The organism is Streptomyces sp. SAS_272 (assembly GCF_052543235.1).
The window spans coordinates 134,110-146,800 of the sequence record NZ_JBMNDR010000005.1 but is presented as its reverse complement, the minus strand read 5'-3'; the positions used below and the strand labels follow the sequence as shown (position 1 = coordinate 146,800).

Here is a 12,691-nt window from a genome sequence, read left to right as displayed (position 1 = left end):
CCAGCGCCATGCTCGCCCTCTCCGCACACGGCATACTCCCGAAGGTCGACTACGCAATTTTCGCCGACACGGGCTGGGAACCGAGAGCCGTTTATTCCCATCTCGACCGGCTGGAGCGAGAAATAGCCAGACCCGCAGGCATACCCGTTCTCCGCGTATCGTCCGGAAACATACGTAACGATGCCCTGGACCCCGACCACAGGTTTGCGTCGATGCCGCTCTACGTCCTGAACAAGGACGGAAATCCGGGTATGACCAGGCGCCAATGCACCGGGGAATATAAAATTAAGCCGATCAAGAAAAAGGTCCGCGAACTACTCGGCTACCCCTATCCCACACGCATCCCCAAGAGCGTCTTCGTCGAGCAGTGGGTCGGCATCTCCACCGACGAATTCCACCGGGCCAAGGACGCCGACGTCAAATACATGCGCAACTGGCACCCGCTCATAGACATGGGCTGGTCACGGTCCGACTGCGTCCGCTACCTGGCGTCGCTCGGCCTGGCCGACACCCCGAAATCGAGCTGCTTGGGTTGCCCTTTCCACGGAAACGCCCAGTGGCGCCACATCCGCGACAACTCTCCGGGGGAATGGGAGGACGTGGTGGAGTTCGACGCGGCCATCCGCAAGGGAAATGCCCGCGCGAACGCCACCGGCAACCGTCTGCTTGGCGAGGCGTTTCTCCACCGCTCCCGCGTGCCTCTCAGCGAGGCCCCCATCGATCACGTGACCGCCGCCGAATGGGCAGCGATGCAGGAAGAACTCACCGACAGCGGACCTGACCTTCAGGAGCTGGAGCAAGGAGTCGCCGACGGCTGCTCCCCGTGGGCGTGCCGCGGTGAAGTCGAGCCGGCACAGGACGACTTCGGGCTGGCCTCTTGACCATCCTGGACCTGTTTGCAGGACCGGGCGGATGGAGCCACTCACTTGACGTCCTCGGCGCACGGGACGTGGGCCTCGAATGGGATGAGTGGGCCTGCAAGACCCGTGCGGCGGCAGGGCAGCTGACCATTCGCACCGACGTGGCGCTATATCCCGTCTGGCCCTTCCTCGGCAAGACCGCCGGGCTCATCGCGAGCCCGCCCTGCCAGGCATGGTCCATGGCCGGCAAGCGCCTCGGCCTGGTGGACCAGCCGCTCGTGCACCAGGCAGTGGCGGACCTCGCCGCCGGACGCGACACCCGCGAGAAGCTGCTGACCGCCTGCCGGGACGAGCGCTCGCTGCTGGCCGCCGAGCCCATGCGCTACCTCCACGCCCTCAACACCGTCGGCGAGCCCGACTGGGTCGCCATGGAAGAAGTGCCGGACGTCCTGCCGCTGTGGAAGCAGTACGCCTCCGTGCTGCGCGGATGGGGGTTCTCGGTCTGGTACGGGATCCTCAACGCCGCCAACTTCGGCGTACCGCAAACCAGGCGGCGGGCAATCCTGCTCGCCTCCCGCGTCCGCACCGCCCAGCCCCCACCACCCACGCACGCCCAGACCGCCGAGCCGGAGAGCCTGTTCGGGCCAGGCCGTGACCGATGGGTGTCGATGGCCGAGGCCCTCGGCTGGGGCGCCACCGACCGACCCGTCCCCACCGTCTGCGCCGGCGGCGGACCCGGCGGCGGGCCCGAACCGTTCCCTTCAGGCTCCCGCAAGACGCTCTCCGACGCCCGGGAGCGCGGCACCTGGATGCCGCGACCGGAGGCTGTGGTCCTGCAGTCCCGCCGCGAAGGAGCCGGATGGGCCGCCCGGCACGGCACCCGCGAGAACCGGACCGCTACTGCCCCGGCACCGACGTTCACCGCCGAGGCGCACCGCTGGTCCTGGTCCCTGCGCAACAACAACCAGGCCAACGCCACCATCCGTCCGCTGTCCGAGCCGGCAGGCACGCTGTTCTTCGGTCACCGGGCGAACGAGTGCACCTGGGTCGCCGCACCGGCCCTCGCGCCGACGGAGGACACGGACGCGCCAGCGGTGCCGGAGCCGATCCGGATCACCGCCCGCGAGGCCGGCCTCCTGCAGACTTTCCCCGCCGACTACCCGTGGGCCGGCAACAAAGGCCAGCAGTTCTCCCAGATCGGCAACGCCGTACCGCCGTTGCTCGCCGGCCACCTCCTCGCCCCGCACCTCGGCGTCACCCTCGACCCCAACGACTTCACCCTCACCGCCTGATGCCCCGCACCCCCGAACCTGACGAGGACGGCGACCTCGACGACCTGCCCGACACGCATCCGCCGCCGCCCGTGTACTACGTCGAGCAGGCCCTCCTCGGCGCCCTCCTCCTCGATCCGCACCGTCTCACCGACGTGACCGGCATCGCCGGCAACTCGTTCTCCAATGCCGCCCACGCCGCCTTGTACGCAGCGATCAGCACCCTGCCCCCGCCCGACCCGGCCGAGCACGCCAAGAACACCAAGTGGCTCGACCAGGTGCTCGCCACAGGGCGCGAGCAGGCGCGCGGACTGACCGCCTCCTACCTGCACACCCTCATCCAAGTCTGCCCCTGGCCCCGCCACGCACCGGCCTACGCACGGATGGTCGAGGCCGAACACGCCCGGCGCCGCCTGCAGACGGCCGCCGAACGCCTCGTCCAGACCGTCCACGATGCCTCCCTCCCCCACCCCGTCCAGACGGTGCTCGCCGAGGCCGACGCGCTCGCCGCGGTCGTGGACGACATCGCGAGCCGGTTCCCACCGCGCGCCGGCGTCCTGCCCCGCACCCCCGCACCGCCGCCAGCCATCCCACCCGACTACATCGAGGCAGTCGAGGAGGAGCGGCTGCTGCTCGCGACCGCCACCGCCCACCCATCCGATATCGAGTCCGTCCGATGGCTGCTCCCCGACGACCTCACCCTGCCCTTGCACGCCGGCCTGTGGCAGTGCCTGACCGCCCTGGCCCGCCGCCGCGAGCCCGTCGACCCCGTCACCGTCCTGTGGGAGGCCCAACAGCGCGGCCTGCTCGACGACGGAAGCGAACCGGGCGAGGTGCTCCGCCTGCTGGCCGAACCAGCCGGTGCCGTGGAGCACTGGGGCGAGCGCGCCCTGCAGCGCTCCCTCCTGGCAACCGCCGATCACACCGGCCGACGCATCGAGGCGTACGCCGGCGACCCGGCGAACACCCCATTCCAGCTCGTCGCCGGCGCCCGCCGATCCCTCGCCGACATCGGCGCCGTCCGCACCCGCTGGCAGCACGCCACCGGAACGGTCCCGACACCACCACCGCGGCCCGCGCCCACCACTCGCGCCGGACCGCCGACCACCACGGCCGCCCACATCGCCCGCACCGCGCGAGCAACCCGATAGCACCCCGCATACGCCGGTGGCCGGACCCGAAGACCCGGCCACCGGCAGAAGAGACGACACCCCAACGTGACCACCACACTCCCCATCGACGCCCGCGTCCACCTCGACACCCACCCCACCCATCCCAGCGCCGTGACCGCCGCCCTGACCGGCACCCAGGCCCACATTGCCCACCTGGGCCTGGAGGCAGCCGACTGGACCGTCATCGCCGACAACGTCCTGGTCCTGGTCCGCATCGACCACGAGGAGCCCTACTGGGCCCAGGATGCAGCCCAGCACCTGACCGCCGAAGGCATCACCGTCGCGATCACCCCTCAGCTCCAGAAGGCCATGGACGAGGAATGGACCTGGGCCAACTACCCGATGCCCTGGTGCACCCGCAGCGAAATCCGCGAGGTCTCAGCCGAGGCCCAGAAGATCCACGACGACATCCGCCACGGCCAGCTGCTCATCCACGCCCACGCCCACAACGGCCACACCACCGTTGCGGTCGGCACCTACCTCCACCGCAACGGCAAGTCCGTCTACCTCCACGGCGAGGACCACCTGCGGCAAGTCGCCGACACCTTCGACTCACCCGCCCAAGCCCTGCTCGCCTTCGAAAAAGTCCACGGCTCCGACATGCGCCCCGGCCCAGCACCCTTGACCGACACCGAACGCGCCGCCGCCGAAGCCCGCACCCCGCTCGCCCTCACCACAGCCAAGCCCGAACCGGCCCGCCCGGAGCCGGAGACCGTTCCGGCCTACCTGGCCGATGCCGGCGACCACGACGCCCTCCTCGACGCCTTCCTCGATGCACACGGCGAATGGGAGAAATGGCGCACCTGGTCCGACGAGACCACCCACGCCATCCACGAATCGCAGACCCTACGCATCGAGCGGGTCCACGAAGCCCACCCCGGTGAGACCGCCTGGACCGTGGCCGCGTACGAGACGCCAGTGTCCGACCGCATGTGGCACCTGACCGCCACGGGCACTGCCCCCGCCCCCATGCTCCAGGCTCTGCTGAACCACCTCGCCGACGGTGACGGATGGGACACCGCCCTGGGGAGCCCCGTTGACGAGAAGACCGTCACCGCCGCCACGAAACCCCTCGCTGACGCCGGATGGCAACACACCGTGGACGGGCGCTGGCTCCGCTGGACGAACGCCTCCCAGGATGCCGGTGTCCAGTTCGACGCCTTCGCCGCCCAGCAACCAAACAGCAACCTCGCCACCTGGAGCATCTGGGCCGGCCCCACCATCGACCAGCCCACCTGGACGATCCACGCTTCCCCCTACGCACCCGCCCCCATGATCGCCGACCTGGCCGAGGAACTCGCGCACGGCGCTGGCACGCGGCGGTTCAGCCCCAGCGTCCAGCGGCAGCCTCCGCGTCTCACCGCTACCGCACCGGCCATCGCGACGACCGTCGCCAGACCTCAGGCGAGCCGAAGTCGCTGACCAGCACACTCACACACGCGAACAGCAGTGTGGCCCTGCGGACGGGGGATGCCGCAGGGCCACACTCGCACCGTACCGCGTCTATCCGTTTCCCGGGGGCTTACTCTCGCTGAATGCCGATGAGGCCCCCGCCCACGGCAACCCAGCGCGGGGGCGCTCGTAGATTCACTCTGCAGAGCGCTCTCGCCTTAGCTTGTGGCCCCTAAGGTCCAAGCAGTGCTCGTGGGCGGCAAGGGAGTCCAAGTGAAACGTGAACGGGCAACGGAGATGCTCCACGAGATGCTCGACAATCTGGACGCAGGCAGTCGCCCCCTCGACCTCGTAGACGAGGTCTATGTATTCGGTTCCTACGCCCGAGGCGCGCTGCAGCCAGGCGACCTCGACGTGGCCGTGATCCACCGGACCGACACCGAATTCACCGAACACGTCGTCGGCGCCCTCATGTACGGGCGGGATCCGATGGCGGGCATGAAGCGCGCGCTCAAAGGCAGCAAGCGCGGCTTCCAGTTCCAGTTCAACCAGAACGACCGCCTCCCCGAAGGCTCCGAGCCGAAGCTGCTGTGGAAGCGGGGCGACACCCGCGCCACAGCAGAGGCACGGCTACAGGGGATGACAGCGGACCCGTCCGCCGGCCGTGCGCCACGTGACGCGATGATCGAGCAGTTCGAAGGACTCGACCGATGGATCCCCCTCCCCGTGCGCACCCGGCTCGTGGAACTGCTGAACGCCGGCGGGATCGAGATCCGCCTCATCGAGCTGACGGCTGCCGAGCCCACGAGCCCGGCAGCCGTGGCCGCGCTGGGGCGCCGCTGGAAGCCGGACAGCCCACTGCGCCGCGCAGCCGCTGCCGCCGTGCGCTATACGGAGGACACCGGCATGTCCCCGCCGTCCGTATGGGTGCAGGGACAGCCACTCGACCACCGACGCGACCAGTACGGCGTCGGCGCCCTGTGGATCAACCTCGGCTGGTACCACTTCGACCAACTCGTCTTCCGGCTCCGCGAGGGCGCCCAGAGTCTGGAGATTGTCCGCCCCACACGAACGCAGCCGCTTCACGCCCTCCACATCACCGTGTGCGACGCCACAGCCCTGCCCCCGATATAGCCACGCCAGCTGGAGTGATGACGAAAACGGCGCCGCTCAGGAGACAGATCAGGGCCCGAGCAGCGCGACGAGGCCCGGCAACCGTCACAGGTTGCCGGGCCTCCATGCACTCGTCAGTCAACGAGGTAGTGGGCTTCGATGTAGGCGACGGTGGAGCCGTACGGCTCTCCCACCGGCTTCAACGTGTACCGGCGGAAGACCGCAGCGGTGGCGCGGCGGACACCTCGGTTGCGAGCCTCGGCGTTGTCCCACGACTGCGCGAGGGTGTGCTTGACCACCTGATCGATCTCCTCGGCCAGGTTCCGCTCCGTGATGGTGAGGCCGGACGGTGCGTGATCGTGAATGATCCGCGACAGGACACCCACGTGGTCGTCGTCCAGCACGACGGCTTCGTCGGGGTGCTTCTCGGCGTCCACGATGGCGCGGGCGACGCGGAGCGCATCGGCCAGGAACTCCAGGGCGTCCTGCGCGTTCTGAATGATCCGGTCCCGCAGCTGCCTGATTCGCTCCGCGAGGGCGGTGTATTTAGCGGACCCCGGTTCGACGCCCCTTTCGAGGGCGTCCTTGATGTGGTCCAGGATCTCCGCCGCAGACGGCGGCCTCATGTCCTCGCCGTCGTCCTTGCCGGCCTTGGGGCGGACGAGGGCCAGCAGCTCCTTGAGGATAGAGATGCCCTGGGCGTCCAGAACGAGAGCTTCCTCCTGGGAGGCGGCCACAGAGAAGGAGTGGACGTGGGCATTGATGATCTCCAGGACCATCGGTCCCAACTCGCCCAGCCGTTCCTTCCTCTCCTCGTCCGAGGATTTCTTGAACAGGGTCGTGTACACGGACCCGAACAGCCCGAAGCCGTCCTGATACTTGGCGACCCGCTTGTCGGTGTTGATGAGCGGGTACAGCCGGGCCAAGAGCCGGTAGTCCTTGGCGAACACCTCGGCGGCGTCCGGGTTGGTGTCCAGGAAGGCATTGATGGTTCGCACGGACTCGTAGCCGTGGACCGTGAGATCCAACCCGTCCACGTCTGCGAGGAGGTCTTCGATGCGGGCGAAGGTGGTGCGGAACTCAGCGACCAGATCGGTCAGGTCGGTGACGAACCCTCCGCCCTTGCCGGCGGATCCCTCCGAGGTGGGGTCGACGACGGCCCGCTGGACCTCTTCGGCCAAGCTGATGTAGTCCACCACCACGCCGGTGGTCTTCACAAACCCGGTCGGGGATACCCAGGTGCGGTTCGGGCGGGTGATCGTCTGGAACAGGTTGTGGGCCTTCAGCGGCTTGTCCAGGTAGAGGACGCCCTCGTTTGGGGCATCGAACCCAGTCATCAGCTTGGCCGTCACGACCAGGAAGCACAGCGGGTCGTCCGGGGAGAGGAATCGCCGCTTCTGGTCCTCCTCATCGACCTCTGAGAGCCGGTACGGGCGCATGGCGCGGTCTTCGTCCTTGGCGTCCGAGACGTGGATGTTCACCTCGGCGGTGATCCGGTCGTGCTTCCCGACCTCAGCGAGCACCTGGGACGCCTCGAAGCCGGCCAGCAGCTCGTTGATCTTGTCCGTGTATGCCACGGCGAGCTCACGGTTGTAGGCGACGACCTGAGCCTTGAGACCGTTGCGGTAGGCGCTGGCCAGGTAGTGGTCCACGATGTCCTGGCAGACCGTGTGTATGCGGTGGGGGTTGGCGAACACCGACGTGAGGCGCCCGAACTTGCGGGACAGAGTTTCACGGTCAGGGTCGTCGAGGTCGAATTCGTCGGCGAACTGGTCGAACTCTGCCTGCAGCGCCTGGTCGTTCATCTCGAAGGTGACCGGATGTGGGTCCAGCATCACCGGGACGGTCGCCTCGTCCAGCAGAGACCGGGACACCGAGTACCGATGCAAAACCCTGTCCGGGTCGGTCTCCTCGCCGAAGAGGGCGAAGGTGTCGGTTGCGAGGTTCCTGACGGGGGTGCCGGTCATTCCGAAGAACTTCGCGTGCGGCAATGCTGCGCGCATCTGCCCGGCCAAGGACTGTGACCTGTCGGACTGGGTGCGGTGGGCCTCGTCGACCAGCACGATGATGTTCTTGCGGGTCGACATGTTCTTGCCGGCATCGGCGAACTTATGGACGGTGGTGGAGATGACGCCGCGCACGTCGTCGGCCAGCAGGGAACGCAACTCCGCGCTGGTCGCGGGCTGGTGGAAGTAGGCGTCCCCCATCGCGGAGGTGAACACCCCGGAGGTCTGCCGGACGAGATGAGTGCGGTCCGAGAGCAGGATGATCGTGGGCGAATCAGTGCGAGTGTCGGCCAACAACAAGGAGGCGGCGAACACCATCAGCAGCGTCTTTCCAGACCCCTGGTGGTGCCAGATCAGGCCCTTCGCTCCGTCGGCCAGGACCCGCTTGTGGATCAGATGGGCGGCCTCCATCTGCGGGTAGCGGGGCAGATACTTCTTGTCCGCGCCGCCTCCGGACGTGTCGAAAAGGACGAAGTTGGCGAGCATGTCCAGGAGCGTGGCCGGGGCGAGCAGCAGCTCGACGGAGCGTTGCACGTCGGCCTGCCCAGACAGGTTCTCGTCGTCGTCGGTGGATCGAAACGGCTGCCAGAGGTTCGTGGGCGCGCCGGCGGCACCGAAACGCAGCTTCAGCCCGTCGGAGGCGATGGAGAAGACGTTGGGAGTGAAGAACCACGGGTATTCGGTGGCATACACGTCGTTGATCTCGCGGGCCGCGTCGGCCCACCCGGACTTTGCGGTCGGCGACTTCACCTCCACCACAACGAGGGGCAGGCCGTTGACCCAGTACACGAGGTCGAACCGGCGAGGAGTCTTGCCGGGGATGGTTATGGTCACCTCGTCCGACACAACCAACGTGTTGGCGGTTGGCTGCCCGAAGTCGACGACCTTCAGGGCGTGCCACACCCCGTCGGCGTCCCGGAACTCCTTGTGCCCGCGCATCAGGTTCAGCACCTGCTCGTTGGCCCGTACCAGCCCGCCGTCGACGGCGTTGACCGTGGCGACGATCTCCTCGACCACCGCGTCTACGTCGAGCCCTTCGATCACTCCAGGGTTGAACCGGACGATGGCGTCCCGCAGCTGGTCGACGACCACAGTCTGCGTCGTTTCACGCGACAGTAACCTGCCCGCTGTGTAGTGCCAGCCCATCGGTAGGGACCACTGGATCATCGAGTTCTGGAACTCGCGCTCCCGAATGCCCTTTGCCACGACTCAGACCTCCAGCTCAGCAGACTCGATGTCGATAGCGCGGTCCAGTAGTCCCGATAGCAGCCCGGCCCGGACTTCACGTAGGCGGGCGGCCTCTGCGCGGGTCGCCGCGATGACCTCGCTCATCGAGTCGAGCTCTGTGGCGATGCGCTCCTGGTCGGTTACGTTCGGGAGACGCACTCGCATGCCGAGCGCTCGCCTAGACCCGATGTGCTTGATGTTGGTGCCGCCAGCGACGTCACGGAATTGCCCGGACTCGTACGCCCACAGGCACCAGTGCTTGACGAACGCCGGAATGCTTACGCCTTGGATGGCGCGATAGCGAAGCAGAGTGTTCTGGAAGCAGACTGGGGCTGGGATCTCGTCCCGCCACATGGCTGGCATTCCTACTGCGGTCTCGCTTGCGCTCCCCTCGGAGACGAGGACGTCCCCGTACCGGAGCCCGAAGGTCTCGCGCTCGCTCGGATTGAAGTCCATCTCCAGTACGTCGGACAGGTCGAGAGTTCCGTAGCCGACGTTGGCAGACCGTAGGTAGGGAGCCATGTGCGGGCCGGAGGCCCGTTGCGGTGAGCGCTGGCGTCCCATCGTGATGCCGAATGCCTCGTCCGCCCGGACTTCATCGGCGGAATCATCTGTCATCAAGTCGGCGCGAAGGCGACGAAGGACGTCTCGAAGCGCACCTGCCTCCGTGTCGAGCGCGGCGATCTGGGCATCGACCGCGTCGATGACCTCGACGATCCGCTGCTGCACCGGCAGTGGTGGAATTTCCATGACGATGTTGAGGAAGTCAGCAGGCTTCACTCGCTCACGCCTGCCCCCCATCCCCTTGGACGCCCCCTGAAGGGCAGCCCACATGCGCTGTGTCGTGGCGAGGATGCGAAAGAAGTCGGGGTCAGCCTCGGATGAGAAAGCGAAGGTGGGGAATTCTTGCGAGGCGAACGATTCCGGCAGGTCGCCGGGTGTGACGGTGATCGCACCCTCGAACGCCTTGAGTCGACTGTAGACAAGTACGCCGGGGCCGATGCGGTTGAGCTTCTTGTAGGAAGTAGAGCTCCCGGCCACGGGATCGCGGTAGAGCAGACCTCGCCCCCGGTTCAGCACCCCCACGGTTGGGTAGCTCTGGTCCGGGTCCACGTCCACGGATTCCACGTTCAGGGTGAGGAACCGTGCCAAAGGCGACGGGGTCCAACCCTCCTGAACCAGGGCGGCATCGTTATGGCCCGTTGTGTCGCTCATCGAAGCGGCCGGTCCCTGCGGCGGAACATCTACCTTGCGGCGCGCCATTGTCGCCAGGTCGCCGAGGCTGATCTGCTGCCAGTCACTCATCAAAGCCTTCGATCCCCGCGGCAGTGAGCACTTCGATCATGCGCTGCTCCGTCTTTTGGCGCTCGGCCCGGGCAATGTTGTAGGCATCGATAAGGGTGCCGAGGTCTTTCTGCTCGGCGGCAACCTTCTTGATGTAACGGCCGATGTTGAGGTCGTACCCGTTCGCCACGATCTCTGTAGTGGGGACAAACCGCGCCGAGAGGCCAGCCTCTCCGGCGACGTCGGAGCCCGAGTGGAAGGTTGACAGGATGTCGGTGATGTCTACGTCGGTGAGGACGTTGCGATTCTTGGCTTTGGTAAACCGTGCGGAGGCGTCGATGAACAGCACGCCGTTCCGCCGCTCTGGGGCCTTGGTGCCGCGGGCGCGGAAAACGAGGACGCAGGTCGGAATCGTCGTGTTGTAAAAGAGGTTGGCGGGCAGCCCGATCACGGCTTCAAGCAGGTCGGTGTCCAAGACGCGCTTACGGATGGCGGCTTCTTGGCCAACACGGAAGAGGACGCCGTGAGGCAGGACGACGCCGGCGCGGCCCTTCTTCGGATCCATGCTGGCGATCATGTGCTGCACGAATGCCCAGTCCGCTGACGACTGTGGGGCGACTCCTCCGATGGCGCGGGGGTCGTTGGTCCAGGGCTTCCACTTCATACTGTAGGGGGGATTGGCGACAATCACGTCGAATTGCTTGACGGACCCGTCCGGCTTCTTGAAGCGCGGATCCCTCAGGGTGTCGCCCACCTCGACCTTGAACTCGGTCAGATTGTGCATGAAGAGGTTCATGCGAGCCACACCTGCGGTGTCCGTCACCGCCTCCTGCCCGTTCAGGCTGAGTGTGTATCCGCGCCCGCCATGGGCCTTCAGGAGGCTCGCGGCGGCAATGAGCATGCCGCCCGACCCGCAGGTCGGGTCATACACCGACTCGTGGTTCTTGGGGTCCAATAGTTTGATGATCAGCTCGACGACCTCGCGCGGGGTGAAGAACTGGCCAGCGCGGGTGCCTGACCCGTCGGAAAACCGCTTCAGCAGGTATTCGTATGCTCCGCCGAGCACGTCGTGGGACATGTTGCCCTCGTGCATTTTGGGAGTGCGGTCCATCGCCCGCATGACCGCCGCCAACACCTCCCCCGGCAGCACCGCTTCGGAGGTCCAAGTCATGGACCCGAACAGGCGCGAGAACTTGTCAGGGTTGGCCGACTCGATGGCCTGAAGCGAAGCGCGGACCCGCGCGCCGAGGCCGTGCTGGGCGACGGTGGCAAGGATGGAGGACCAAGAGGCGCGACGTTCCTGGACGGTGCCGGCGTGGATGACCGGGATCTCGAACGACTGGTGGTCGCGGTACTCGATCTCGCGGGCTTCCTCGAGGGAGAGGCCGTCCAGACCCTCGTACTGAGCCAGGAACTCCTGGTGGTTGTGTTCCCAGGTATCCGACAGATACTTCCAAAACATCAGAGGGAAGACGACCGAGGAGTACTGCGCTTCGGGCATCGCCACGCGCAGCTCGTCGGCGGCGTCCCACAACCGGTTCTCGATCTCCTGCTGGGTCACTGCCATCAGTCAGGGGTGTCCTTGCTCGTCAAAAGGTGGCGACCCGAAGGCCGTGAAATCCTACTGATCACCCTATTTAGGGCGGGCCCTGCATGTACACACCAGGCTTGGCCTGCCGGGTGAGCACACGCGGAGCGTCGCACTCCCTGCGTGGGAGACTCACAGACGATATCCGCCTCCCCAGAACCACGAAAAACGGCAAACAGCGCAGCCATCGGGACGCATCTTGCGGAGACCTCGCGGGCATATGCGCGCGGGTAGCCGACGGGACCCTGCACCACTCCGTCGCCGCTGGGAGCTGCGCCCGCCGAACCTCATCGCTCGAGAGCTGCCCGCGCCGGACCTCCCAGGAGCAGCCCGGTGGCTCGCTGCTCCTGCCTGATCAGTGCAACCCGAGCGAGGCACCGGGCGCTCCGATGTCATTTTCGGCTTGCGAGAGGCAGGGACCGTCATACGTAAGCTCATGAGGGGGCGACTCCGGAGACATCGGCAACGGTGCTGCGGCATATCCCACCACGCACCACTGACAGCGCGGGCCGCGAGCGTTCCCGGAGACGAAGGCAGAGCGGTTTTCAGAGATCCCCCCTTCGAAGAATCCCGCAGGCCGTAGCGCCGCTGCCCACAGTGCCGTCCGGCAGCGCCGGCCGACGATAATCGAAATCATGAGCGTATCAATCGAACAGACATTCGATCTCTGAGGGGCGTTGTCAGTGCGGTCAGGTATACCGGTCGGCTATGAGTGTTGCTCAGGAAGCGGCTGCGTCGGCCTCCGGCGGTACGCAGCCACCATCGGTTGACGGCGACT

General features: G+C 66.8%; 8 protein-coding genes. 5 read left to right on the top strand and 3 right to left on the bottom strand.

Annotated elements, in window-relative coordinates; translation table 11 throughout:
- Window positions 1-8 precede the first annotated feature (8 nt).
- The 5 genes from ACN6LD_RS06000 to ACN6LD_RS05980 all read left to right on the top strand — a co-directional run bounded on the left by ACN6LD_RS06000 (window position 9) and on the right by ACN6LD_RS05980 (window position 5,829).
- On the top strand, window positions 9-881 hold the full coding sequence (locus ACN6LD_RS06000) for a hypothetical protein (protein ID WP_445034665.1): 873 nt from the start codon (window positions 9-11) through the stop codon (window positions 879-881).
- A complete protein-coding gene (locus tag ACN6LD_RS05995) occupies window positions 878-2,152 on the top strand; it encodes a DNA cytosine methyltransferase (RefSeq protein WP_445042642.1) in 1,275 nt (424 codons plus the stop codon). The genes ACN6LD_RS06000 and ACN6LD_RS05995 overlap by 4 nt, the downstream gene beginning before the upstream one ends.
- Entirely contained in the window at window positions 2,152-3,282 is a 1,131-nt protein-coding gene (locus tag ACN6LD_RS05990; RefSeq protein WP_445034663.1) for a DnaB-like helicase N-terminal domain-containing protein, read from the top strand. The genes ACN6LD_RS05995 and ACN6LD_RS05990 overlap by 1 nt, the downstream gene beginning before the upstream one ends.
- Before the next feature lie 66 nt (window positions 3,283-3,348).
- Window positions 3,349-4,725 carry a DUF317 domain-containing protein gene (locus ACN6LD_RS05985; protein ID WP_445034662.1) on the top strand — a complete coding sequence of 459 codons (1,377 nt, stop codon included), beginning with the start codon at window positions 3,349-3,351 and terminating at the stop codon, window positions 4,723-4,725.
- 243 nt (window positions 4,726-4,968) lie between these two features.
- Window positions 4,969-5,829, top strand: coding sequence for a nucleotidyltransferase domain-containing protein (locus ACN6LD_RS05980; RefSeq protein WP_445042641.1), 861 nt, complete (start codon window positions 4,969-4,971; stop codon window positions 5,827-5,829).
- 113 nt (window positions 5,830-5,942) lie between these two features.
- Here ACN6LD_RS05980 and ACN6LD_RS05975 read toward each other — a convergent pair whose 3' ends face one another.
- From ACN6LD_RS05975 to ACN6LD_RS05965, 3 genes are read right to left on the bottom strand one after another with little or no spacing between them, the layout of a single operon-like run.
- Complete coding sequence (locus tag ACN6LD_RS05975) at window positions 5,943-9,020, bottom strand: type I restriction endonuclease subunit R (protein WP_445034661.1); 3,078 nt, start codon at window positions 9,018-9,020, stop codon at window positions 5,943-5,945.
- Between the two features lie 3 nt (window positions 9,021-9,023).
- Window positions 9,024-10,346, bottom strand: a complete 1,323-nt coding sequence (locus ACN6LD_RS05970; RefSeq protein WP_445034660.1) for a hypothetical protein — start codon at window positions 10,344-10,346, stop codon at window positions 9,024-9,026.
- Window positions 10,339-11,892, bottom strand: a complete 1,554-nt coding sequence (locus ACN6LD_RS05965; RefSeq protein ID WP_445034659.1) for an N-6 DNA methylase — start codon at window positions 11,890-11,892, stop codon at window positions 10,339-10,341. The genes ACN6LD_RS05970 and ACN6LD_RS05965 overlap by 8 nt, the downstream gene beginning before the upstream one ends.
- Between the last annotated feature and the right edge of the window lie 799 nt (window positions 11,893-12,691).

Bases quoted from the DNA above. Each gene is read 5' to 3' on its own strand.
- ACN6LD_RS06000 (WP_445034665.1), top strand. From the start codon at position 9: ATGCTCGCCCTCTCCGCACACGGCATACTCCCGAAGGTCGACTACGCA.
- ACN6LD_RS05990 (WP_445034663.1), top strand. From the start codon at position 2,152: ATGCCCCGCACCCCCGAACCTGACGAGGACGGCGACCTCGACGACCTG.
- ACN6LD_RS05970 (WP_445034660.1), bottom strand. From the start codon at position 10,346: ATGAGTGACTGGCAGCAGATCAGCCTCGGCGACCTGGCGACAATGGCG.
- ACN6LD_RS05965 (WP_445034659.1), bottom strand. From the start codon at position 11,892: ATGGCAGTGACCCAGCAGGAGATCGAGAACCGGTTGTGGGACGCCGCC.